At 61.6% G+C, this 23,078-nt stretch carries 30 protein-coding genes and 1 tRNA gene; 20 read left to right on the top strand and 11 right to left on the bottom strand.

The genetic code is table 11. The features are described 5' to 3' along the window. Positions 1-51: 51 nt before the first annotated feature. A protein-coding gene (locus V1261_RS03830) for an IS3 family transposase (RefSeq protein ID WP_405197982.1) occupies positions 52-1,283 on the top strand; the annotation gives its coding sequence in 2 pieces (ribosomal slippage) (positions 52-319 and positions 319-1,283; 1,233 coding nt in all). Between the two features lie 95 nt (positions 1,284-1,378). Continuing rightward, positions 1,379-1,807, top strand: coding sequence for a hypothetical protein (locus V1261_RS03835; RefSeq protein WP_329770131.1), 429 nt, complete (start codon positions 1,379-1,381; stop codon positions 1,805-1,807). Between the two features lie 519 nt (positions 1,808-2,326). On the opposite strand, the gene V1261_RS03840 is transcribed toward V1261_RS03835, so the two are convergent. Beyond that, complete coding sequence (locus V1261_RS03840) at positions 2,327-2,707, bottom strand: hypothetical protein (RefSeq protein ID WP_329770132.1); 381 nt, start codon at positions 2,705-2,707, stop codon at positions 2,327-2,329. Between the two features lie 212 nt (positions 2,708-2,919). Next, complete coding sequence (locus V1261_RS03845) at positions 2,920-3,348, bottom strand: hypothetical protein (protein ID WP_329770133.1); 429 nt, start codon at positions 3,346-3,348, stop codon at positions 2,920-2,922. A gap of 249 nt (positions 3,349-3,597) precedes the next feature. On the opposite strand from V1261_RS03845, the gene V1261_RS03850 reads away from it, so the two are divergent. From V1261_RS03850 to V1261_RS03870, 5 genes are read left to right on the top strand one after another with little or no spacing between them, the layout of a single operon-like run. Next, positions 3,598-4,308 (top strand): hypothetical protein, encoded by a 711-nt coding sequence (locus V1261_RS03850; RefSeq protein ID WP_187738552.1) that lies wholly within the window; start codon positions 3,598-3,600, stop codon positions 4,306-4,308. Positions 4,309-4,345: 37 nt separating this feature from the next. Further along, positions 4,346-4,807 (top strand): DUF5681 domain-containing protein, encoded by a 462-nt coding sequence (locus tag V1261_RS03855; RefSeq protein WP_329770134.1) that lies wholly within the window; start codon positions 4,346-4,348, stop codon positions 4,805-4,807. Beyond that, a complete protein-coding gene (locus tag V1261_RS03860; protein ID WP_329770135.1) occupies positions 4,804-5,016 on the top strand; it encodes a hypothetical protein in 213 nt (70 codons plus the stop codon). Before V1261_RS03855 ends, V1261_RS03860 begins: the two co-directional genes overlap by 4 nt. Next, complete coding sequence (locus tag V1261_RS03865) at positions 5,013-5,192, top strand: hypothetical protein (protein WP_023906213.1); 180 nt, start codon at positions 5,013-5,015, stop codon at positions 5,190-5,192. Before V1261_RS03860 ends, V1261_RS03865 begins: the two co-directional genes overlap by 4 nt. A gap of 4 nt (positions 5,193-5,196) precedes the next feature. Beyond that, the gene (locus V1261_RS03870; protein WP_329770136.1) at positions 5,197-5,424 is read left to right on the top strand and encodes a hypothetical protein; all 228 of its coding nucleotides are present in this window, start codon (positions 5,197-5,199) and stop codon (positions 5,422-5,424) included. 644 nt (positions 5,425-6,068) lie between these two features. Here the strand turns inward: V1261_RS03870 and V1261_RS03875 are convergent. From V1261_RS03875 to V1261_RS03895, 5 genes are all read right to left on the bottom strand, one after another. Beyond that, positions 6,069-6,773, bottom strand: a complete 705-nt coding sequence (locus V1261_RS03875; protein ID WP_329770137.1) for a TIR domain-containing protein — start codon at positions 6,771-6,773, stop codon at positions 6,069-6,071. An 11-nt stretch (positions 6,774-6,784) separates the two neighbouring features. Further along, complete coding sequence (locus V1261_RS03880) at positions 6,785-7,270, bottom strand: DUF2321 domain-containing protein (RefSeq protein ID WP_329770138.1); 486 nt, start codon at positions 7,268-7,270, stop codon at positions 6,785-6,787. Positions 7,271-7,292: 22 nt separating this feature from the next. Next, positions 7,293-7,382: transfer RNA gene (locus tag V1261_RS03885), tRNA-Ser, on the bottom strand. A gap of 202 nt (positions 7,383-7,584) precedes the next feature. Continuing rightward, on the bottom strand, positions 7,585-8,085 hold the full coding sequence (locus V1261_RS03890; RefSeq protein WP_329770139.1) for a hypothetical protein: 501 nt from the start codon (positions 8,083-8,085) through the stop codon (positions 7,585-7,587). Positions 8,086-8,131: 46 nt separating this feature from the next. Beyond that, positions 8,132-8,704 (bottom strand): hemerythrin domain-containing protein, encoded by a 573-nt coding sequence (locus V1261_RS03895; RefSeq protein ID WP_329770140.1) that lies wholly within the window; start codon positions 8,702-8,704, stop codon positions 8,132-8,134. 390 nt (positions 8,705-9,094) lie between these two features. Here V1261_RS03895 and V1261_RS03900 point away from each other — a divergent pair, with 390 nt between their 5' ends. Beyond that, the gene (locus V1261_RS03900; protein WP_329770141.1) at positions 9,095-9,409 is read left to right on the top strand and encodes a c-type cytochrome; all 315 of its coding nucleotides are present in this window, start codon (positions 9,095-9,097) and stop codon (positions 9,407-9,409) included. Here V1261_RS03900 and cobA read toward each other — a convergent pair. Further along, positions 9,401-10,207: a uroporphyrinogen-III C-methyltransferase gene (gene cobA / locus V1261_RS03905; protein ID WP_329770142.1), complete on the bottom strand. Its 807-nt coding sequence runs from the start codon at positions 10,205-10,207 to the stop codon at positions 9,401-9,403. The two genes, V1261_RS03900 and cobA, sit on opposite strands and share 9 nt — an antisense overlap. A gap of 154 nt (positions 10,208-10,361) precedes the next feature. Between cobA and dcd the strand changes: the two genes are divergently transcribed. The 3 genes from dcd to V1261_RS03920 all read left to right on the top strand — a co-directional run bounded on the left by dcd (position 10,362) and on the right by V1261_RS03920 (position 13,472). Next, on the top strand, positions 10,362-10,931 hold the full coding sequence (gene dcd, locus V1261_RS03910) for a dCTP deaminase (RefSeq protein ID WP_329770143.1): 570 nt from the start codon (positions 10,362-10,364) through the stop codon (positions 10,929-10,931). Positions 10,932-11,043: 112 nt separating this feature from the next. Continuing rightward, the gene (gene ypfJ, locus V1261_RS03915) at positions 11,044-11,907 is read left to right on the top strand and encodes a KPN_02809 family neutral zinc metallopeptidase (RefSeq protein WP_329770144.1); all 864 of its coding nucleotides are present in this window, start codon (positions 11,044-11,046) and stop codon (positions 11,905-11,907) included. A 92-nt stretch (positions 11,908-11,999) separates the two neighbouring features. Further along, positions 12,000-13,472, top strand: coding sequence for a DEAD/DEAH box helicase (locus tag V1261_RS03920; RefSeq protein WP_329770145.1), 1,473 nt, complete (start codon positions 12,000-12,002; stop codon positions 13,470-13,472). Positions 13,473-13,484: 12 nt separating this feature from the next. On the opposite strand, the gene V1261_RS03925 is transcribed toward V1261_RS03920, so the two are convergent. Further along, the gene (locus tag V1261_RS03925; protein ID WP_329770146.1) at positions 13,485-14,312 is read right to left on the bottom strand and encodes a symmetrical bis(5'-nucleosyl)-tetraphosphatase; all 828 of its coding nucleotides are present in this window, start codon (positions 14,310-14,312) and stop codon (positions 13,485-13,487) included. A gap of 26 nt (positions 14,313-14,338) precedes the next feature. Here V1261_RS03925 and V1261_RS03930 point away from each other — a divergent pair, with 26 nt between their 5' ends. Beyond that, the gene (locus tag V1261_RS03930) at positions 14,339-15,655 is read left to right on the top strand and encodes a hemolysin family protein (protein ID WP_329770147.1); all 1,317 of its coding nucleotides are present in this window, start codon (positions 14,339-14,341) and stop codon (positions 15,653-15,655) included. A gap of 91 nt (positions 15,656-15,746) precedes the next feature. Then, positions 15,747-16,040 (top strand): H-NS histone family protein, encoded by a 294-nt coding sequence (locus tag V1261_RS03935; protein WP_329770148.1) that lies wholly within the window; start codon positions 15,747-15,749, stop codon positions 16,038-16,040. Between the two features lie 47 nt (positions 16,041-16,087). Here the strand turns inward: V1261_RS03935 and V1261_RS03940 are convergent, their stop codons facing one another. Continuing rightward, positions 16,088-16,870 carry an SAM-dependent methyltransferase gene (locus tag V1261_RS03940; protein WP_329770149.1) on the bottom strand — a complete coding sequence of 261 codons (783 nt, stop codon included), beginning with the start codon at positions 16,868-16,870 and terminating at the stop codon, positions 16,088-16,090. Then, positions 16,867-17,487, bottom strand: coding sequence for a Maf family protein (locus V1261_RS03945; protein ID WP_329770150.1), 621 nt, complete (start codon positions 17,485-17,487; stop codon positions 16,867-16,869). Before V1261_RS03945 ends, V1261_RS03940 begins: the two co-directional genes overlap by 4 nt. A 24-nt stretch (positions 17,488-17,511) precedes the next feature. On the opposite strand from V1261_RS03945, the gene V1261_RS03950 reads away from it, so the two are divergent. The 7 genes from V1261_RS03950 (at position 17,512) to acpP (ending at position 22,895) form a co-directional block, all read left to right on the top strand. Continuing rightward, the gene (locus V1261_RS03950; protein ID WP_329770151.1) at positions 17,512-18,090 is read left to right on the top strand and encodes a YceD family protein; all 579 of its coding nucleotides are present in this window, start codon (positions 17,512-17,514) and stop codon (positions 18,088-18,090) included. A gap of 216 nt (positions 18,091-18,306) precedes the next feature. Then, positions 18,307-18,489, top strand: coding sequence for a 50S ribosomal protein L32 (gene rpmF / locus V1261_RS03955; RefSeq protein ID WP_018714170.1), 183 nt, complete (start codon positions 18,307-18,309; stop codon positions 18,487-18,489). A gap of 73 nt (positions 18,490-18,562) precedes the next feature. After that, complete coding sequence (plsX, locus tag V1261_RS03960) at positions 18,563-19,639, top strand: phosphate acyltransferase PlsX (protein ID WP_329770152.1); 1,077 nt, start codon at positions 18,563-18,565, stop codon at positions 19,637-19,639. Positions 19,640-19,754: 115 nt separating this feature from the next. After that, positions 19,755-20,732 carry a beta-ketoacyl-ACP synthase III gene (locus V1261_RS03965; protein ID WP_329770153.1) on the top strand — a complete coding sequence of 326 codons (978 nt, stop codon included), beginning with the start codon at positions 19,755-19,757 and terminating at the stop codon, positions 20,730-20,732. 88 nt (positions 20,733-20,820) lie between these two features. Further along, the gene (gene fabD, locus V1261_RS03970) at positions 20,821-21,771 is read left to right on the top strand and encodes an ACP S-malonyltransferase (protein ID WP_329770154.1); all 951 of its coding nucleotides are present in this window, start codon (positions 20,821-20,823) and stop codon (positions 21,769-21,771) included. Between the two features lie 27 nt (positions 21,772-21,798). Beyond that, entirely contained in the window at positions 21,799-22,542 is a 744-nt protein-coding gene (fabG, locus tag V1261_RS03975; protein ID WP_329770155.1) for a 3-oxoacyl-ACP reductase FabG, read from the top strand. A 113-nt stretch (positions 22,543-22,655) separates the two neighbouring features. After that, positions 22,656-22,895, top strand: a complete 240-nt coding sequence (gene acpP, locus V1261_RS03980) for an acyl carrier protein (protein WP_018714165.1) — start codon at positions 22,656-22,658, stop codon at positions 22,893-22,895. Positions 22,896-23,078 lie beyond the last annotated feature (183 nt).

Consider the following 23,078-nt stretch of genomic DNA (forward strand, 5'->3'; position numbering starts at 1 on the left):
TGGAGTTCCCCCCATTTGACGGACACTTTCACTGAGAAGAAAGGAGCCCCCATGGGAAAAACCAAGCCCCCGTACCCCGAGGCATTCAAACAGCAGATCGTCGAGCTGTTTCATTCCGGTCGCAGCCAATCCGAGCTGGCACGTGAGTTCGATGTGTCAGCGGTGAGCATTGCCAACTGGGTTGCACGCGCTGCAGCCGATGCTGGCAAGCCGTTATCCGGCAAGGATGTGTTGACAACGTCCGAGCGCGAGGAACTCGTCCGCTTGCGCCGGGAGGTCAAGCGTCTTCAAACGGAGCGCGACATCCTGGCAAAGGCTACGGCCTGGTTTGCCGGACAAAGCGAGAAGACGTCCACGCCGTCTACGCGCTGATGCAGGCGAACCAGGCCGATCTCCCAATACGCACCATGGCCCGGGTGTTGGGTGTGTCCAGCAGTGGTTACCACGACTGGCTAAATCGCCGACCCAGTGCACGCGATCAGGCCAATGCCGAGCTGCTGCTGCGCATCAAAGCCATCCATCAGATGAGCGATACCACCTACGGCGTGCCGCGCATGGTCGCGCAACTGGCGCGCGATGGGGTGATCGTCAACAAGAAGCGCGTCGAACGCCTGATGCGTCAGGCGAGTCTGAAGGGTGTCAGCCGCCGGCGCGGCTGGTGCGTGACAACGCGCCGTGATCGAGAGGCTGGGCTGGCCAGCGATCTGGTCAATCGCCGCTTTGCGGCGGATGCTCCTAACCAACTTTGGGTGGCAGACATGACCTACCTGCCTACCTGGAGCGGGTTTGCCTATCTGGCGGTAGTCATCGACGTATACAGCCGCAAAGTAGTGGGTTGGGCCTTTGGCACGCGCATGACGGCCGATCTGGTGGTGCAGGCGTTGGAGATGGCCGCCTTCACGCGCAAGCCCCAGGGCGTCATCCACCACTCCGATCAGGGCAGCCAATACACCAGCACGGTGTTTGGCAAGCGTTGCGAGGAAATGGGCGTGCGCCCAAGCATGGGATCGGTGGGGGATGCTTACGACAACGCCATGGCCGAGAGTTTCTTTGCCAGCCTGGAATGCGAACTGGTCAACCGAAGAAGCTGGAAAAGCCAGACCGAGGCCAGGCATGCCGTGTTTACCTGGATAGAGGGCTGGTACAACCCACATCGGTTGCACAGCGCACTGGGCTACCTTGCTCCCAACGAATTCGAGCAAATCAATGCACAATCCGGGCAGTCCCCGGTAGAAAATACCACCGTTACCGCGCTGAATTCTTCAGCGCTCAACCGTCCGTGAGATAGGGGGAACTCCAACTCCACAGAGACCCGGCGCAGCGCCAGCTATGGGTACGCGCCTATGAAAAGGTCATTCGGCTTGCCGCGCTGCTGGCGGTGGCCGACAACTACCTGTTCCCTGTCGTCCAGGTTGAGCATGTGGAATGGGCTATCGGCATGCTCCGCCACGCCAACCTGACCGTGCAGCGCCGCGTCTGCGACGGCGATATTTCGGACGACGCCGACCATGCACGCGAGCAGATGATTCTTCAGCGGTGCCGCCGCTGGCTCGCGGTTCAGCGCAAAGACCCGAAGGAAGAAAAGCTGCGCCAGCACGGCGTCGTCTCGCGCCGCTTCCTGCAACAAGAGGTCTGCTCACGAGACCTGTTCAAGAAGCACCGCCTTGGCGCTACGACGGTCTTTAACCACACGATGAAGAGTCTGGTCGAGAATGGCTTTCTCGTGAAAATCCACGAGACCAAGGCTTGGGAGGACTTCAACGCGCGTGCTGAATGCTGGCGCGTGGTGGAACTGGGCCAGCGTTAGCTGGTGGGCGGCTAACAGGCAGCACACAAGGCGCAACTTCGATGCATCCGATCCCCGTCTTGTTTGCTGCAAACCCCCCTCGTTAGTGACACGTCAAACAAACGACCGGGACACCGGCAAAACGCAGTACCTATAAGGGGTTTAAGGGTGTTGTGTGTGTGTTTGTTAGTTTGTTTGTTGCGTTCTTTGCACTTCGTATGGGTCAGCGGTCGTTTGCTTAATTCTTGTGCAGCAAGTGGCCCTGCACGTCCCGCAACACGTACAACACCGCTAACGCCACTAACAGCTAACGCAGCCCGAACGCCAAACTAGGAAAACGGCGGTCGGAAGCGAGTGAATGCAGCACCCACGCGGGTGAGCCGCCCATGTGGTGAGCTCGTTCTAGCCCATTCGTAGCGAGGGCGGAGTTTCGTGCATGCGCAGCGCGTGCAAGCCCCGCACCGCGCCGCCAGTACCGTTGCACTGACTACCCTGCAATCGCGGCCTACGCGGCCCGTGCGTGGCCCCCAGCCGTACCAACTACCCGTCGCGCACGCGCTTCAGCGGGTAGAACACGCCCGCCGTGCGCCGCCTCTTGGGGTACAGCGTGGCGATCAAGCGCCCCCATTGCGTCTCCGTCACCAACTCCTGACGCACTACCCGCTTCTCATTCGCCTTATTGCCAAAGGTGCGCGCATGGGCGAGGTAGTCCTCATAGAGAACGCGCGCCTGCGTCCATTCGCGCGGGTCATCCACTTCAACCACGCAACGGCGTATCCAGTCGTCAAAGACCAAGTCTTGCAGCCAGCCGGCTTGCTTTTCTGCCTCCGCTCGCGCCTGTTGCAGCCCGGTGATTGCCATGTCGATCTTTGACGGAAGAGCCTTCGTTCGTCGCTCCAGCTTTTTTGCAATGAACGGCATTCCTGCCTGACGTGCCGCCTCAATGCTTGGGTCTGGCGGGGGCGTGGGATCGTTCTCTGGCAGGGGAAGTGAGCCTGCCTTTGGTCTCTGTCGTTGATTCGAGGTTGCCATTTTTGAGTGTATGGTATGTAGGGTTTCGCTACATACCATACATCAAGGACACACAAACGAAAAGCGCCCCATGCGGGGCGCTTGCTTGTGGTGCAGAGGTATCAGGCAGCAGCTTTGACCCGTCCGCTGATGCCGTTGAAGCGACGCCATCCATAGAGTTCTATCAAGGCGTTGTTTTCGTTCCAGCCCTTCTCAGCGGCTACCGGCTTCAAGTCCTTCGGCATCATGTTGCCGTGCTGGTCTAGGTACTCCCACACCTCCAGGCACTTGCCGGGGCCGGGACGCTTGACCCCGTTCTGCTCGACACGCTCCACCTTCGGGACGGCCGCTTTCTTCGGCTTGCTTGTGGTCACCACAGCTTCGGCGGGTACGGCCTCGGCAACGGGTGTCGATGCTTCCTTCTGCTTCCAACCGAACCGCGTGCCGTCCGCGGATTTGTGAACGGTGATCTGCACCAGCTCGGCGGGCACGCCCGCGGCAATGGCTGCGCGCTTGGCGTTCTCGCGCTTCGTGTAGGTCTTGGCGGTCATGTCGTTGCTCCTGTGCGGGTTGATGGAGGCACATTGCAAGACAGGTCTCCGAGACTCGGCAACGACTTTTTGGATGCACGCGACAACGCCGGGAAAGCAGAACAACAAACACCGAATTAGCTGTTCTCCGCTTGTTCTAGAACTCTAAGCAATTGTTTTGCAACTGCTTTTCCTTGCGGACTTTCGCTTGATAGCCCTACCGTTTTGCACATGCGCAGCCGCGCCGCCATTTATCAAGGAGTTTTCACCATGCCCACCCCAATCGATGCCCGTATTACCCCGTCGCTCCACTCGGAGAATGTTCGCCAGCTTGACGGCTACAGCGACGACAGCGCGCCGTATCTCGGCCCCGTGATGGAAACGCTGGACGATGCGTATCTGACTCTCGCAAAGATTCATGATGCGCGCGACCACGCCAGCCGCAATCAGGCATGGACGCCTGAGCAGGCTGTGATCGCCGTATCCGATGCCGCATACAAGCAACAGCAGCGCCTCCTGTCGAAGTTCGACAAGTTGTCAAAGACCCTCGATCAGCAGATCAAGTCGATGGACGAGATGCTGACCGGCCCCCTGCAACAGAAGGCGGGCATGGGCACGCTGAACACCGAGATTCGGAACCACGTCCGCGCTATGCCGACTGAGGAACGCCAGAAGTTCCTGGAGGACGCGCTGGCTCGCAAAGACCTGACCACACTGACGGCGATTCTGGGCGGCCCGGGTTATCTGTCCGGGTTGATGGATGCCGAAGTTACGCACTACACGCGCAAGCTCCACGAGATTCAGCATCCCGAGGTTGTTGGCCGCCTTACCGCCCTTCGCAGTGCCAAGGCTCACGTTGAAAAAGTCGGTCCGCTGGTGATGGGGCAGGTTGAGAAGGCGATGGGCGCAGATTGGGGGCGCGTCACCGCACTTCGTGAAGCCAACAGCAAAGCGCTGGCTGCTCTCAAGTTCGGCGAGTAACGCTGCTGATCCTCTGCAAACAACAGGAAGCAATCAAATGACTGAAACAGTTCAGCCTGAATGGTTGCAGGGCTTCACCCCTCAGCCAAACAAGCCGCCGAAGGGCTGGCAACCGGGCCAGAGCGGCAATCCGGCAGGCCGTCCCAAGGGCAGCAAGAACCGCAAGACGCAACTCGCGGAAGAACTACAGAAGGACGGTTCCGAACTGGCCCGCGTCATCAAGGAGGCAGCGCTTGCAGGCGACACCAGCGCCATGAACCTGTGGGCGCAACGACTTGAGCCGCCGCTGCGTGCGCGTGCTGCTGCTGTGGAGTTTGAGCTTGACCCTGACAAGCCCCTGCACGAGCAGGCCAATCAGGTACTCGTCGCCGTATCCGAGGGGCGCGTCGATCCTGAAACCGGGCGGATGTTGATCGACTGCATCCAGTCGGTTGCGGGCATCCGTGCTGTCGATGAACTGGAAGCGCGCCTTATCGCGCTGGAGGAGAAACAAGCATGAGCATCTACGACACCGACAGCATTCCCTTTTACGGCTGGGGTCGGCCAAAGATCGAACGCCCGATAGACACACCACATGGGCAATCCGACCTCAAGCTGATCGTCAATGTCTGCTACGAGGCGATTTTGAAGTGCGACGACCCAGCAGTGCGCTATCAGGCCGCGCGCCTGTTGCAAGCAATCGGCCCGATGAAAGGAACGCTCCAATGAAGAATGACAACCTCGACCACGAGAACCGCCCGGTCAAGTACGGTATCACGCCCGACGAGTTGCGCCAGATTCAACAGCGCCGCATCGAGGCGCATGCAGCCCGCGAGACCAGCGACGCGCTGAACCTGCTCCGCGCGGTCAAGCTGGGCGCGGCGTTGCGCGAGTCTCAGGACTAACCACATGAGCATCAGCAGCGCCAAGGGCATGCTTGTCCGACTCAAGAAGCTGGAGCGCTCGCACGGCGCCACCGACGAAATGCGCGGCTGGGTCGCTGACTCCTTTGGTGCCGCGATTGCTGACGGGCGTATGTGCCCGGTTGATGGTCGCGTGGTGCGGGACTGCCTGCTGAAGTGGCTCAGCGACGGCACCGCACGCAGCGGATTCGCTGGCGAAGGGCTGATGCGATGAAGCCGAACTTCCAAGGGTTCGTTGAGCCTCGCATGTGGCCGCAGGACGGCGGAACACGGCGCGAGCCTGTGATGGACATGGACGCCAAGCCACCGCGCGCCGTGCGCCATGTCGGCTGGCGGAAGTGTATGCGGTGTGGTCAGCTTTTCTGGTCGGAAGACGTGCAGCGCTTGCGTCTCTGTACCCCGCAACCGAACCGCCAAGGATGCAGGAGCAGGCAAGACGACGACGGCATCTGAAAAACCCTGCACCGCCCTTATCGTCGTCAGCGGTGCAGTGGCGCGCAGTCCCGGAGAAGCTGCGCCGTCCCATCGGGAACCGTTGGACGTTAATCAAACGGACTCAGTCAGGAACGGGGCCACTCCTACCCGTGCGACCTGGCCTTCAACGGGTGCCGCTGGCACCCGTTGTCGTTTGTGCGGCTGCGCGAGCGTAGCGGGCGGCACAGGCCGCGATCACCACACTGCCGCCGCTAGGGTACTGGCGGCAACGGCACGCGGCCTGTAGCGCCGCGCATGCCAGCGAGCGGGGAACGGCAAACCCGGAATTAGGCGGGCTTGCCTGCTAACTGATTGCTGCGCTTGTAGTTAGGTCGGTGGAACTTGCAGCGCTCTAGCCTATTGGGAGCAGAGCGCCTTTGCTTGCTACAGGTTCGCCAATGAAATCGGGTAGCCCTGAGCCGCCATTTCCTTCGCCAGAAGCGGCCCTGCGTCCTTTTGCAGGTTGTCCTTGAACGGGATATAGAGCAATCCCTGAATGTCGGACGGACGCTCCATGTTGTCCTGCTGCTTCATGAGAATGGCAACATTTTTGCGACCGAGCAGCGTCAGCATCATGCCCAGTTCCATCACAACGTTCTGGCGCGCACGAAACGCCTTTTCGTCCTCATGTCCGGCACGGAAGCCCTCGTCGTCGGGTGTGGCCAGCACTACTGCGAACTTCACCTCCGCCGTGTACTTTTCCAGCTTCTCAATGATGGTTTGCCCCTCCGATGGAAGCTGATCCAAGATCAACGGCTCAAGCCTCCAGCGGCGCAGCATTGCTTCAAGCTCGGTGCGGGCTGCTGCGTCATGCCCGTAGACGACAAAGACCTTGCTCAGCATCGGCTTGGCAGCAGGACCATTCTGCGGTGCGGGTGCTGCCGCAGCCGGTGCGGCTTGCACGCCAAGGCATGCTTTCACCGCATCTTGGTTCTTGCCCTGAACGTTGAAGTTGCCGGTGTGGTAGCTGTTGACGATTGCGCCGTTCTGCAAACGGAGCTGTGTACCCGTGCCATTCGCCAGCGCCGTTTCATTCGCAACTTGGAAGTTGCCTGCTTGGAGGCAAGCCCTAATCTCATCGAGAGTCATTGACATTCCTTCTAGGCTCCCCAAATTGCTTTCTTGGCAGCTTCGCTCAACACATCGACAACAATGTCACGCACCCCGGACGCAACCGAAGTGCCGACCTTCGCCATTACCCTCTTGAACCGGAGGGACGCCACCTGTGTCTTCGGGCTGTCTTTTGTCAGTTCCGCCAGATCTGCCCGGAACTGTTCAAGCTCTTCTGCTGGTAGTTCTGCGCCAATCTCGACCAACTCGACCGCGCTTGCGATCTTGCGTTCAGTCCATGGGAAGGCGTTACCGCAGTTGTGGCAGAACGCGGGCGGCTGGTAGTCGCCTCCGAACCCGAAAACACCTTCAACGTAGTAATCGCCGCGAATGGATGCGCTGCACTTTGGGCACTGCATGATGGTCGCATCACCACACTGGGAACAGAATGCTTCTCGCAGTTCTGGGTTCTGGTCTGCGGCAGTCGTTGCGACGTGCCCATTGGGACAAACCTGTGCGACTCGATACGTACCCATAGCGCTCCCTTCGCTACTGTGATGGCGGTGGGTCAGGGATTCGAACCCTGGAAGGGGTCACCCCCTTGCTAGTTTTCAAGACTAGTGCCTTCAACCGCTCGGCCAACCCACCGTTTCTGTGATGCGCTAGGAATCCGCTAAACGGCGCAAGCAACAGCGCCAAGGCGAATACGCTAACACGTTGTTTTTACTCTGCTTATTGCTGCTCCCGCACCGCCTGAACGTAAGTTTTCAAGACCGCTGGATTAAACCACTCTCCCACGCTTCCGGAAGCCTGCCATTGTACGGCAATCCTGGCATCAGAAGCGCCTTGTTCACCACTCCGGCTCGCCCGTGGCATAACTCTGCTGCCCCTCGGTAATCGAATCGAGCTGGAAGCGCTGGCTATCCACAAACAGCCAGGTATCGGTATAGGTCACGCCAGCGCCGCCCGGAGCCGGAAACGGCGATGCCGCCTGCACCAAGCGGTTCGCCAGCTGCACCACCTCGGGCGCGTGGTCTGGCCGTCGGCGCCAGCGGATGCCCTGAACGCGGCCATTGCCGCCGATGCGGACTTCCATGATGGCAATTGCATGCAGCATGGGCGGTAGCTGGCCGTGGTAAACGTTGCCGGGATTGCGCAGGTACAGGTGTTGCGCGGCGCGCCGGCGATACGCCATGTCCTGCGGGCCGCGTGCGCCACCCCCGCCAATGCTGATGCCGCAACCAGCCAGCACCATGCCGGCAAAAGCACCCAGGGCGCCGGTCAGGCGCACCAGCAGGCGGCGCTCCTGATTCGGGGAGTCGCTGGCAGCGGGAGAAGAGGGCAGGGACATGGCAGCTCCTGGCAGCAAGGACATGCCGCTATCCTAGCCCAAGTTGTCAGGCCGGGTTGACGGGCGTCTGCAGCACCGGCTGGTCAACGCGGCGCTGCGCCATCTCTGCGCCGGCCTGTTCCAGCACCTCGGCACCCATGCCGGGAAATACCGCGGGATAGGCGTGCAGCTCTTCCAGTTCGATATGTGACTGGTACATGTGGGCAAAGCGCAGGCACAGCGTTTCCTGGGCTAGCAGCGCGGCGGCATCGCCTTCGGTCAGCTGTACCAGCAGCGGTCGCAGTTCGGCCCAGGCCTGATCCAGATCCTTGTGCTGGCGCAGGATGTTCTCGGCCATGTGGATCTGCGAGGGATCTCCGCTTGCCAGCATGCGCGGTACCAGGTGGCGCTCCTCGTCTTCATGGTGGTGCGGCCCGGCCATGTCGAAGTAGCGGATGATGTCGGCGGCGGCGCGACGTGCCTGTTCGTCGGCACCGTTCTGGTTGGCATGCGCATGCAGGCGCAGCAGCAGGGCGCACATGCGCTGCACGCGCTGGTGGCAGGCCAGCAGCATGGATTCGGGATCTTCGAAAGTCGCGGGTTTCTGTTGTCCGGGCTCAGTCAGCTGCACGGGTTTCATGACGTATCTCCAGAAAATGTCTAAACATTGTCACCCATCGTCTTCCCGTTTGACGATTCCCCGGATGGTGGAGGGTGTTTACAGTTTTTTGCATTTTTTGTGACGCAGCACAGGGTATGCCCTGAGCAGGAAAAATCGCTGTCGCCTTTAACCTGAAGGCCTCGGTCAGTGGACTGGAAATGCACCAGCCAACGGCTTCATCCGATACCAGCGAGTACAGATGCCAGCCGTCGATGAGATGTGGCGAATCTCCTGACCTCCATGCCTGAACCATGCCCGCGCAAGCCGGCATGGTTTTTTCTTGTCCATGCTGCCTGCGGAACTTCTGCCCCAATGGGATAATCTCATGCAGTACAGGTGCCCCTGTCGGGCACAGCAAGGAATATCCGCATGAAAGTCTCTGTCGTCTCCTCTGCCTTGATCGCCGCCGGTCTGCTGCTGGGCGTGGCACAGGGTGCGCACGCTTCCGAGGCGCTGGCCCGGTCCAAGAACTGCCTGTCCTGCCACACCGTCAACAAGCGCGTCGTCGGCCCCTCGTACAAGGACATCGCCATCAAGTACAAGGGCCAGGGTGCCGAAGCCGCCCTGGCGCAAAAGATCCGTGCCGGTGGCTCCGGCAGCTTTGGCAGCATCCCGATGCCGGCCAGCCCCAACGTCTCCGAGGCCGAGGCGCAGCAGCTGGCACGCTGGATCCTGTCACTCTGATGTGCTGCCTGCCGGGCGCATGGCCTGCGCCTGGACAATCAGTGGATACAGCTCTTCATGCAGCGTGGTCACGCTGCCAATAATCAGCAGGGCAGGCGATACCAGGCGCTCGTCCTGCAGCGCCTGTGGCAATTCGCCCAGCGTGGTGTGCACGATGTGCTGCTGCGGCGTGGTCGCGCTGGAGACGATCGCCATGGGCGTATCGGCGGCATGTTCGCCGTGCTCCATCAGTTCGGCGGCAATACGCGTGGCTTCACCCAATCCCATATAAATCACCAGAGTGGATTCGGCACTCAGCAGCCGGATCCAGTCCAGCTTTGCCGCTCCGTCATCCATGCGGCGGTGACCGGTGACAAAGCTCACCATCTGTGCATGGTCACGGTGCGTCAGCGGAATGCCGCTGGCCGCAGCTGCGCCCATGGCGGCGGTCACGGCCGGCACTACCTCGCAGGGAATGCCGGCAGCCGCCAGCTCCTGCATCTCTTCGCCACCGCGGCCAAAAATGAACGGATCGCCACCCTTGAGTCGCACCACGCGCCGTCCCAACCGTGCCTGCGCCACGATCAGGCGATTGATCTCCGCCTGGGGCAGCGTGTGCCGGCTGGAACGCTTGCCGACGCAGATGCGCTCGCAGTTCTTCGGCAGCAGCGCCAGGATCTCCGGTGAGACCAGCAGGTCGTACAGCACCACATCGGCCTGCTGCAGGCGCTGCAGCGCACGCACCGTCAACAGGTCGGCGGCGCCAGGACCGGCACCGACCAGGCTGACGGGATAAAGAGGGGGAGGGGAGGCTTGCATGGGTACTGCCGGAAGCGGGAAAAGTGCCTAGTGTAAACAGCTTCGGCGAGGCTTCCGGCTGCCATCTCCTGCGGCATTGTGTCTGTCGGCACAGATTGTGGCGCTAGCAGCATAAAATCAAGGCATTACCAAGATAAACCAACCGAGGCGCAGCATGAGTATCAAGAGCGACAAGTGGATCCGTCGCATGGCAGAACAACACGGCATGATCGAGCCGTTCGAGCCCGGCCAGGTGCGTTACGCTGCCGATGGCCAGAAGATCGTCAGCTATGGCACCAGCAGTTATGGCTACGACATCCGTTGCGCGCCCGAATTCAAGGTCTTCACCAATATCCATAGCACCGTGGTGGATCCGAAGAATTTCGACGAAAAAAGCTTTGTCGATATCCATAGCGATGTCTGCATCATTCCGCCCAACAGCTTTGCGCTGGCGCGCACGGTGGAGTATTTCCGCATTCCGCGCAATGTGCTGACGATTTGTCTCGGCAAGAGCACCTATGCGCGCTGCGGCATCATCGTCAACGTGACGCCGTTCGAACCCGAATGGGAAGGCTATGTGACGCTGGAATTCAGCAACACCACACCGCTGCCGGCCAAGATTTACGCCGGCGAAGGCTGCGCCCAGGTGCTGTTCTTCGAAAGCGATGAAGTCTGCGAAACCTCGTACAAGGATCGTGGCGGCAAATATCAGGGTCAGATCGGCGTGACACTGCCCAAGACCTGATCACGCTGCGGTCCTGCAACAGCTGCAGGAAAGCGCTGACAGCCATGCGCAGCCGAATCGCGCATAATCCGCCAAAATCCCCGATTGCGGGGCATGGAACAGGGAGTACAGCATGAAATGGGAAGGCAACCGCCAATCAGGCAATGTGGAAGACCGCCGTAGCCAGCGTGGAGGCGGTGGCATTTTTGGTGGCCGCAGTATCGGCATTGGTACCATCGTGCTGGCGATTCTGGGTTTCGTGTTTTTTGGCGTAAACCCGCTGACCACGATTGGCGTGCTGTCCGGATCGGGCTCGCCGCAGGTGCAGCAGCCGGCACCGGCGCCGCCGGCCAATGACCCGCAGGGCGCGTTTGTCTCTACCGTGCTGGCCGATACCGAAGATGTCTGGAACCAGCTGTTCCAGCAATCGGGTGGCCGCTACCAGGAGCCGCGCCTGGTGCTGTACCGTGGCGTGACCCCCACGGCCTGTGGCACCGGCCAGTCGGCCATGGGCCCGTTCTACTGCCCGGGCGACCAGAAGGTCTACCTGGACCTGGACTTTTTCAACACGCTCAAGCGTGACCTCGGTGCCGATGGTGAATTCGCCCAGGCCTACGTGATTGCCCACGAAGTGGCACACCATGTGCAGAATCTGTTGGGAATTACCGACAAAGTAGATGCCATGCGCGGCCGTATCAGCGAAACTCAGATGAACGCCCTGAGCGTGCGCCTTGAACTGCAGGCTGACTGCCTGGCCGGTGTCTGGGGTCATCATGCGCACAAGTCGCGTCAGATCCTCGAAAACGGAGATATTGAGCGCGCCATGAACGCAGCGGCTAAAATCGGGGATGACGCCATCCAGAAGCGCAGCCAGGGCTATGTGGTCCCGGACAGCTTCACGCATGGTTCCAGCGCGCAACGCGTCCGCTGGTTTACCACCGGCATCCAGACAGGCTCGGTACAAGCCTGCGACACGTTCAACGCCAGCAGTCTCTGATCAGGCTGCTGCCAGCGTCCTACGCGCCAAGGTGCTACCCGCACCTTGGCTATCAGGCTTTGTGCCTGCCGTCTATTTGAGACACATCCTGCATGACAGAAAACGCTACCATTGCCTACGCCCAGCTTCCCCTGGCAGAACCCATCCAGCGCGCCGTTGCCGAGATGGGCTATGTCCAGACCACGCCTATCCAGGCCCAGGCCATTCCCGTGGTACTGGCTGGTCAGGACGTGATGGGTGCGGCCCAGACTGGTACCGGCAAGACGGCGGCGTTCTCGCTGCCGCTGCTGCAGCGCCTGCTCAAGCACGACAACACGTCGGCATCGCCGGCGCGCCACCCGGTGCGCGCACTGGTGCTGCTGCCCACGCGTGAGCTGGCCGACCAGGTGGCGCAGCAGATCAAGCAGTATGCCCAGTACACCAATCTGCGCTCCGCCGTGGTGTTTGGCGGCATGGACATGAAGCCGCAGACTGCCGAGCTGAAGAAGGGCGTCGAGGTGCTGGTGGCCACGCCAGGTCGCCTGCTGGACCATATCGAGGCGCGCAACTGCGTGCTCAACCAGGTCGAGTACGTGGTGCTGGACGAGGCCGACCGCATGCTGGATATCGGCTTCTTGCCGGACCTGGAGCGAATCCTCGGCTATCTGCCGAAGCAGCGCACCACGCTGTTGTTCTCGGCCACCTTTTCCAACGATATCAAGCGTCTGGCCGGCAGCTATCTGCAGAATCCGGTCACGATCGAGGTGGCGCGTTCCAACGCCACCGCCTCCACCGTGGAGCAGCGCTTTGTCCGCGTCAATAGCGATGAGGACAAGCGCCCGATGCTGGCGCAGCTGATCCGCCAGAACGAGGTCAAGCAGGCCTTTGTCTTTACCAACAGCAAGCTCGGTTGTGGCCGGCTGGCACGTGCGCTGGAACGCGACGGCTTCAAGACCGCGGCCCTGCATGGCGACAAGAGCCAGGACGAGCGCCTGAAGGCGCTGGAAGCGTTCAAGGCTGGCGAGGTCGACTACCTGATCTGTACCGATGTGGCCGCGCGTGGCCTGGACATCAAGGACGTGCCGGCGGTGTTCAACTATGACCTGCCGTTCCACGCCGAAGACTATGTGCACCGCATTGGCCGTACCGGCCGCGCTGGCGCCGAAGGCCTGGCGATCAGCCTGGTCGGCAATGCCGATGGCAAGCATGTGGCAGAAATCGGCAAGCTGACCAACCAGAAGATCCAGCCGCTCGAGATTGCGCTGGAAGCGCGTGGTGGTCGAGGCTCGCGCGGTGACTATCCGTCGCGTGCTGAGGGTGGCGAGCGTCGCCGCGAGCCGCGCCGCAGCCACGACGAGCGCGAACCGCAGGGCGATCGCTATCGTCGTGCGCCCAAGCTGGTCGATCCCTTCTTTGACAAGCCGTATGAGGCTTCAGCGCGCAGCGAGTCGGCCTCCTGGGAAAAGGCCGAGCCGCGCAGCCCGGTCACGCGTCCGGGTGCCAGCGCCAATATCCGTCCCAAGCGGTCCATGGCAGCGCTGTTCAAGCCGGCCGCACCGCGTAGCGAGGACAGCCAGGAAGGCTGAAGCCGGTGGCGCTCAGAACTCGGCGCTGCTGTGACTCTGTACCTGAACGATGCGTCCAGGACGGCCCGGCGGCAGGATTTCCACTGCCGTCAGTTCGCCACCCCAGACAGCTCCCGTATCAAGCGACAGCAGGTTGTGGCGCTTGACCAGGCCAAGCGCCGACCAGTGGCCGAAGGCCACCAGCGTGTCCATGGTGCGGCGCAGCGGATGGGCAAACCACGGGATCAGGTGCTCCGGCGCTTCATCCAGCCCACGCTTGTGGTGGAAATCCATATGCCCCTCCACATCCAGGAAGCGGATGCGCGTCAGCGTATTCACGATCACGCGCGCACGATCCATGCCTTGCAGCCGGTTGTTCCAGCGGTCCGGCACGTTGCCGAACAGGTCGCCGAGGAAGGATTGCCAGTGAGCATCCTGCAGTTGTTCGCTGATTTCGTTGGCACAGGACAGGGTTTGCGCGGCATCCCAGCCTGGCTGTACACCGGCGTGCACCATCATGCAGCCGTGCGCCTGCATGGCCAGCGGCTGGCGCCGCAGCCAGTCGAGCAGGATGGCGGCATCGGGCGCATGCAAGATCTCCAGCAGGGTATCGCGCCGGCCCATCGGGCGTATACCCTGGGCTACGGCTAGCAGGTGGATGTCGTGGTTGCCGAGCAGGCAGTGCACGCTGCCTTCGAGCTGCATCATGCGACGCAGCACGCCAACCGAATCCGGGCCACGGTTGACCAGATCACCCAGCACGTACAAGGTGTCGCGGCTGGGGGAGAAATCGAGGGCCTGCAGCAAGTCTTCGAAAGCCTGGTGGCAGCCCTGTATGTCGCCAATACAGTATATTCCCATGATGACTTGCATTATCCAATGAACTGATGGACCTTCTGATCATCATTTTCCTGACCCTGCTCAATGGCATTTTTGCCATGTCCGAGCTGGCCATTGCCTCCAGCCGCAAGGCGCGTCTCGAAGCCATGTCGGCTGCCGGCGATGCCGGAGCTGCATCTGCACTCAACCTGATGGCGAATCCGACCCAGTTCCTGTCCACGGTGCAGGTCGGCATTACCTCGATCGGCGTCCTCAACGGTATCGTTGGTGAAGCGGCGTTCAGCCCGATCGTGGCCGAATGGCTGCGTGGACTGGGTACGCCTGAATCGGTATCCTCGATACTGGCGACCACGCTGGTGGTCACCGTCATCACCTTTACCACCATCATTTTTGGCGAGCTGGTGCCCAAGCGCATTGGCCAGCTCTACCCGGAAGCCGTATCGCGCTGGATTTCCCGCCCCATGGCCGGACTGGCGCGGCTGACCAAGCCCTTTGTCTACCTGCTGTCCACCACCACCCAGGCCGTGCTGCGCATGCTGCCGATCGACACCACGGTGACGCACCGCGTGACCGAGGAAGAACTGGCTGCCAGCCTGGAAGAGGGCGTGGATGCCGGCCTGATCGAGGAGCAGGAGCACCGCCTGGTGCAGAACGTGCTGGGGCTTGATGACCGTCTGCTGTCGTCCATCATGGTGCCGCGCAGCGATATCGTCTGGCTAGATGCCGAGATGACGGCGGCGCAGGCGCATGAACGCCTCACGCAAGGTGCCACGCCCGAGAAGTTCGTGCATGCCCACTCCTGGTATCCGGTCTGCAAGGACGGCGAGCTTGATCACGTGGTGGGCGTGGTCAGCATGGGCCGCATCCTGCAGGTGGTGCGCACCGACAGCACGCGCACGCTGGAGTCGTTTGCCAAGCCGGCCGTGTTTGTGCCGGAAACGCTCACCGGCATGGAGCTGCTGGAGCAATACCGCAGCCATGTTGGCCGCATGGTGTTCGTGGTGGATGAATATGGCGAAATCCAGGGCCTGCTGACGCCGCGTGACCTGCTGGAAGCGATTACCGGTGAATTGCAGCCGGCGCTGCATGAAGTGGCCTGGGCATTGCCCCAGGTCGATGGCAGCTGGAAACTGGATGGCATGATTCCCGCCAGCGAATTGAAGGCGCGTCTCGACATCGAGGATCTGCCGGATGAAGACAAGGCGCATTACAACACGCTGGCCGGATTGCTGATGTTTGTTTCCGGCAGCCTGCCGGTAGAGGGGCAGGTCATCAACTGCGCTGGCTGGGATTTCGAAGTCCTGAAGCTGGTTGGCAAGCGTGTGGAATGGGTGATGGCGCGTAAATCTCCGGAAACAGATTGATGCGAGTTTCTTTTTAACAGCGCTTTTTTTGCTCCTATAATTGATTCCGTTGGATACACGTGTATCTGTCTTTTCCTTATCAGGAGTTGAAATGGAATCTCTGCAAGCACTCATGCAGCAAAAGGAAGCGCTGGAGCTGAAGATCCAGCAAGCGCGCAAGGAGCAGACTGCTGCTGCCGTGGCGCAATGCCGTGAACTGATTGCCCAATACGACCTGACCGAAGCCGACCTGTTCGGTGGCCGCACCCGTGCCCGCGCTGGCTTGACTGCTGGCAGCAAGGTCGCTCCCAAATACCGCGATCCCGCTACCGGTGCCACCTGGACCGGCCGCGGCAAGCCGCCGAAGTGGATCCAGGACAAGAACCGAGATGATTATCTGATCTGACCGTCCGAATGTCTCATGAAAACGCCATGCATCTGCATGGCGTTTTTTTATGGGCCAATGCCAAAAATGGCAGGGACTTTGGCGGGCAATACGGGAGGTGATTGTCGGTGGCGCGACACTGTTGCAGAAAGGATACCCATGCTGGCCAAGGTTAATCCGTGTGCCACGCACAACACCATATCGGGAGAGAGCGTGCGCAATACTTGCTCCAACATCACGGCGTTGCGATAAGGCGTTTCAATCCACAGTTGGGCCTGACCAGTTTTGCGTGCAACATTCTCCAATTCACGCAAACGTTTCTCGCGCGCCGTGTTATCCTGCGGCAAATAGCCGATAAATGCGAAATTCTGGCCATTCAGGCCGCTGGCCGCCAGAGCCAGCAATATCGAACTGGGGCCGGTCAGTGGCACTACCTGAATGCCGGCTTCATGCGCGGCGCGTACCAGCGACGATCCTGGATCGGCGACGGCCGGCATGCCGGCTTCGCTGGCCAGGCCCATGTCATGGCCTTGCAGCGCAGGCTGCAGCAGTTGCAGCGCTTCTTGTTTCCAGGAGCGGGTGGACCCGCCAGCGTGGTCGCCTTTCTTGTGCATGTCGCGTGGCAGCACGCTGATCTGCAGTTCCTGCAGCGCATGTTGCAACGGTGCCACTTCATCCACGCGCTTGAGCAACTGGCGCAGCGTCTTGGCGTTTTCGCAGGCCCAGTACTGCAGGCCGGCCATGGCCTGCAGCGTGCCCGCCGGCAGCACATCGGTGATAGCTGGCAGCGGTGGCTCGCAGCCAAAATCCAGCGGTGCCGGGCAGAGGAACAGGTGGCCGGTGCGGCTCATGCACGCGCTCCGGTCAGCAGCGGCACGCCGGCGGCGCGCAACATGCTGCAGGTCTTGATCATCGGCAGGCCGATCAGCGCGGTCGGGTCATCGTTCTGGATGCGTGCCAGCAGGGCGATGCCCAGGCCTTCGCTCTTGGCGCTGCCGGCGCAGTCGTAGGGCTGCTCCAGGCGCAGATAGGATTCGATCTCCTCGTCACTCATGCCGGTATCGACATCGCGGAAAGTGACGCTGACCTGCGCCACATCGACCTCGGTGTGCTGGCGTGCCAGGCAGACCACGGCGACCGCGGTATGGAACACCACGGTCTGGCCGCGCATGGCGCGCAGCTGTGTCACGGCGCGATCGTGCTGCAAGGGTTTGCCCAGCGATTTGCCATGCAGGTCCGCCACCTGGTCAGAGCCGATCACCACGGCATCGGGATGCAGCTCGGCCACGGCACGCGCCTTAGCTTCGGCCAGGCGGCGTGCCAGCTGGCGCGGCTGTTCGTCGGCAAACGGGGTTTCGTTCACCTGGGGCGAGATCGTCTCAAAGGGAATGCGCAGGCGCTGCAGCAGTTCGCGGCGATAGGGCGAGGTGGAAGCAAGGATGATGTGGGGGAAGACAGCGTCGGACATGGCAGATTCTTTTACACTGTGGGCATGGCTACGGACAAACAACAGGGCGGATCACGCGCAGCGCCGCCATTTTCAGCGCGGCATCTGGACATCACGGCATTTGCCGAGGCTGGCGCGCGACTTGCCGAAGAGACGGTATTGTCGCATTACCCGCGGCTGGCCGATGTGGTGCAGGACGGCGATCAGATGACGCCGGTGCGCTGGCAGGCGCAGGGCAGCATGGTGCCGGTGCTCGGCGGCAGTCCGGAAATCTGGCTGGAACTGGAGGCCGAGGCAGAGTTGCCGATGCAGTGCCAGCGCTGTCTGGAGCCGATGCGCCAGCGCCTGGAAATATCGCGCCGTTTCCGTTTTGTGCAGGATGAGGCCACGGCCGAAATGCTGGATGACGAGCTGGAAGATGATGTACTCGTCATCAGCCGCGACTTTGACCTGCAGGCCCTGATCGAGGACGAGCTGCTAATGGAGCTGCCGGTGGCGCCACGCCATGAGGTCTGTCCGCAGGCGCCACGCATGCAGGTGCAAACAGCAGATTTCCGCGAGGAAGAAGCCGAGAAGCCGAATCCGTTTGCCGCCCTCGAGGCGCTGAAAAAACCGAAGTCCTGAGCAGGGGCGTGGCGTGACTGGCACACACTGACTTGTCGCTGCCGCATAAATTCAGCTATAATCTTCCTCTTACTGCCGATCTGGTTCGTCCGGTATCGGCAAACTGCAGGCAAAAACGCCCGGGATCGCGAGGGTCCGGCCATGATCACATGGCGCATGGCGCAGTCATGCCGGCAAACCCCGTTATTCCATTCAACTTTTTCAGAGGAGCGGACCATGGCCGTTCAGCAAAACAAGAAATCTCCTTCCAAGCGCGGCATGCACCGTTCCCACAACGCCCTGACGGCACCCAACGTCGTCACGGAGCCGACCACCGGTGAACTGCACCTGCGCCACCACATCAGCCCCAACGGTTTCTACCGTGGCCGTCAGGTGCTGAAGAACAAGTCTGAAGCCTGATTCCAGGTCTGATGACAGGGCCCGACGCTCTTGCAGCCTCGGGCTTTTCTTTTTCTGGCGCGGTAGCTCAAAGATGACGGATTCAACGCAAGCGGTGACCCTGGCAGTCGATTGCATGGGGGGCGATCATGGCGTGGCGATTACCTTGCCCGCCTGTGTGCGTTTTCTGGAGTCCCATCCTGATGTCCAGCTGCTGCTGGTTGGTCAGCCTGAGGTGCTCGAGGCGCAGTGGGGCCGGACCAAGGGGGCCGCCGCCGTCAAGTCGCGAACCCGCATTGTGCCGGCGACCGAGGTCGTCACCATGGATGATCCGGTCGAGGTGGCACTGCGCAAGAAAAAGGATTCGTCCATGCGCGTGGCGATCCTGCAGGTCAAGGACGGCCTGGCGCAGGCCGCCGTATCGGCTGGCAATACCGGCGCCTTGATGGCCGTGGCGCGCTATGTGCTCAAGACCATTCCCGGTATTGACCGTCCTGCCATTGCCACGCAGATGCCCAATGGGCAGGGCGGTGCCACCACGGTACTGGATCTGGGTGCAAATGTGGACTGCACGCCCGAGCACCTGCTGCAGTTCGGCATCATGGGCTCGGCCCTGGTGTCGGTGCAGCTCAACAACCAATCTCCCACGGTCGGCCTGCTGAATATTGGCGAAGAAGCGATCAAGGGCAGCGAAGTGGTCAAGAAGGCCGGCGAGCTGCTGCGCACAGCGGGCAACGCCGGCGTGCTCAACTTCTACGGCAACGTCGAGGGTAACGACATCTTCAAGGGCACCACCGATATCGTTGTCTGTGACGGCTTTGTTGGCAACGTGGCGCTCAAGGCCAGCGAGGGTCTGGCGTCCATGGTAGCCAACCTGCTCAAGCAGGAGTTCTCGCGCAATATCTTCACCAAGCTGATTGCCGTGGTCGCCTATCCGGTGCTGGCCAGCTTCAAGCGTCGCGTCGACCACCGTCGCTACAACGGCGCGGCACTGCTGGGCTTGCGCGGCCTGGTGTTCAAGAGCCACGGCTCGGCCGACGAGGTGGCGTTCAGCTATGCGCTCGAGACCGCCTACGAAGCCGCCAGCCACGCGTTGCTGACACGCGTGGAACAGCGCATTGCCAAGGCGGCAACGCTGCAGTGGCCGCAGCAGGAAGCCGCTGCGCATTGAAGCATGCGGCTTCCGGCTGGTGCGCGGCCCGCCGGGCGGCGCTAGAATGATCCACTATTCCGTCATGGGTGCCCAGCCTGGCTGGCAGTGACGGCGATTTTTTCGAGATCAGAACATGCCCTTGTTTTCCCGTATCACCGGTACCGGCAGCTACCTGCCCCCCCGTCTCGTGACCAACCAGCAGCTGGTAGAACAGCTGGCTGCGCGTGGCGTCGAGACTTCCGACGAGTGGATCGTCGCGCGTACCGGCATCCGTGCCCGTCATTTTGCCGATGAGGGCACATATAGCAGCGATCTGGCGGTGGAGGCTGCACGCAAGGCGCTGGCCGCTGCGGGTGCCACGGCGGACGAGGTCGACCTGATCATCGTCGCCACTTCCACGCCCGACATGGTGTTTCCGTCAACCGCCAGCATCGTGCAGCACAAGCTGGGCATTGCCGGTTGTCCGGCCTTTGACGTGCAGGCGGTGTGCACGGGTTTCATCTATGCCCTGACCGTGGCCGACGCCATGATCCGCAGCGGCACGGCGCGCAAGGCGCTGGTCATCGGCACCGAAATCTTCTCCCGCATTCTCGATTTTGATGACCGTACCACCTGTGTGCTGTTCGGCGATGGCGCTGGTGCCATCCTGCTCGAAGCCAGCGAGCAGCCCGGCATCCTGGCGACCGACCTGCATGCCGATGGCAGCTACCGCGAGATCCTGCATGTGCCGGGTCATGTGTCCGGCGGCGAGATCAGCGGCAGCCCGCTGCTGCAGATGGATGGCCAGGCCGTGTTCAAGCTGGCCGTTGGCCTGCTCGAAAAAACCGCGACCGCCGTGCTGGCCAAGGCCGGCATGGAGAAAGAGCAGGTCGACTGGCTGGTGCCGCACCAGGCCAATATCCGCATCATGATGAGCACGGCACGCAAGCTGCGCCTGCCGGCCGACAAAGTCATTGTCACGCTGGAAGAGCAGGGCAATACCTCGGCGGCCTCGATTCCGCTGGCCCTCGATGCCGGTGTGCGCTCCGGCCAGATCCAGCCAGGCCAGACCCTGCTGCTGGAAGGCGTGGGCGGTGGCTTTACCTGGGGCTCCGTGCTGCTCAAGTACTGATTTCTTCACCCTGGCGTGCAGTTTTGCCAGGCCTGTCTGTTCAGGCCGGTTGCCTTGTGTGGCCGGCGCATTCCCTGTTTGAATCACCATGACGCAATTCGCATTTGTTTTTCCCGGTCAGGGCTCGCAAGCCGTCGGCATGCTCGATGGCTGGGGCGATCATCCCGCCGTGACCGATACCCTGAAAGAAGCCTCCGATGCCCTGGGCGAGGATGTGGCCCGCCTGATCCAGGAAGGCCCCAAGGAAGCGCTGGCCCTGACGACCAATACCCAGCCGGTGATGCTGGTGGCTGGGGTGGCGGCGTATCGTGCCTGGCTGGCCGAAGGCGGTCCGAAGCCGGCCGTGGTTGCTGGTCATTCACTGGGCGAGTACTCCGCGCTGGTCGCTTCCGGCGTGCTGACGCTGGCCCAGGCGGCACCGTTGGTGCGCTTCCGCGCCCAGGCGATGCAGGAAGCCGTGCCGGTGGGTGAGGGCGCCATGGCGGCCATTCTCGGCCTGCCCGCAGATCAGGTCGCCGCCGGCTGTGCCCAGGCGATGCAGGAAGTGCCCGGTGAAGTGGCCGAGGCGGTCAACTTCAACGATACCGCGCAGACCGTGATCGCCGGCAGCAAGGCCGGTGTCGAGCATGCCTGCAAGGTGCTCAAGGACATGGGTGCCAAGCGCGCACTGCCGCTGCCGGTGTCGGCACCGTTCCATTCCAGCCTGATGAAGCCTGCTGCCGAGCGCCTGCGCGAAAGGCTGGCTGTCACCGAACTGGCGACTCCCGTGATTCCGGTGGTCAACAATATCGACGTGGCCGTTGAAACCGATCCGGCGCGCATCCGCGATGCCCTGTATCGCCAGGCATTCGGCCCGGTGCGCTGGGTCGAGTGCGTGCAGGCGATCCAGGCGCGTGGCATCAACCATGTGCTGGAATGTGGCCCGGGCAAGGTGCTGGCCGGCATGAACAAGCGCATCGATGGCACCATCGTGAGCGCCTCCGTGTTTGACCCGGCCAGTCTGGCCGAGGCACGCAGCCTGCTTGAGCAGGAACAATAAGACAACCCCAGAGACAAGGAACCGGACATGACTAGCTCCACCCCCCGTATCGCCCTGGTGACCGGCGCTTCACGCGGCATCGGCGCCGCCATTGCCCAGGAACTGGCCCAGGCCGGCTGCCTGGTGATCGGCACCGCCACCAGCGACAAGGGCCGCGACGGCATCAACCAGGCCCTGGCGGCTTTCCCCGGCTGCCGCGGCGCCGTGCTGGACGTGAACGATCTGGCCGCTGTCGAGGCGCTGATTGCCGATATCGTCAAGGAACATGGCGCACTGCATGTGCTGGTGAACAACGCCGGCATCACGCGTGACATGCTGGCCATGCGCCTCAAGGACGAGGACTGGGATGCCGTGCTCGATACCAATCTCAAGGCGGTGTTCCGTGTCAGCCGCGCCGTCATCAAGCCGATGATGAAGCAGCGTCATGGTCGCATCGTCAGCATCACCAGCGTGGTGGGCGCCTCCGGCAATCCGGGTCAGGCCAATTACGCTGCGGCCAAGGCTGGCGTGGCCGGCATGACGCGCGCCCTGGCACGCGAACTGGGCAGCCGTGGCATCACCGTCAATTGCGTGGCACCGGGCTTTATCGCCACCGACATGACCGCCGAGCTGGGTGAAGAGCAGCAGAAGGCCCTGATGGCGCAGATTCCCATGGGTCACCTGGGTTCACCGCAGGATGTGGCACGTGCCGTGGCTTTCCTGGCAGCGGCCGACAATGGCTACATTACCGGACAGGAACTGCATGTCAATGGCGGCATGTTCATGGCCTGATAAGATATGATCCATACAGGCGCAGGGATATGGATTTCCCGGCAGTCTGTGAAAAACTCCGTCAAACGGATAGAATCACTCCCTGTTTACCACTAACCAAGATAGAGATAACCATGAGCGACATCGAAGCACGCGTCAAGAAGATCATTGCTGAACAGCTGGGCGTTGAAGAAGCACAAGTGACCAACGAAAAGGCTTTCGTTGCTGACCTGGGTGCTGACTCCCTGGACACCGTTGAACTGGTGATGGCCCTGGAAGACGAATTCGGCATCGAAATCCCCGATGAAGACGCCGAGAAGATCACCACGGTGCAAAACGCCATCGACTACGCCAAGGAGCACCAGAAGGCCTGATACGCCTCTGACCTGGCTGGCGGAGGCAGATCTTTCTGCCGGGGCTGATGGCCGGGGCTCTTTCCCATGGCGCTCATGCACGGGTTTGCCGAGTGGCTGGCTTCAGTCTGCTGTCGGCAGCCGGTGATGGGCGCCAAGTTGTTTGTATTGTTGATCGCCTGCATGCGCACCGGCCTGGCTGGT

This window comes from Brachymonas sp. J145 (genome assembly GCF_036312245.1).
Lineage (GTDB): Bacteria > Pseudomonadota > Gammaproteobacteria > Burkholderiales > Burkholderiaceae_C > Brachymonas > Brachymonas wangyanguii.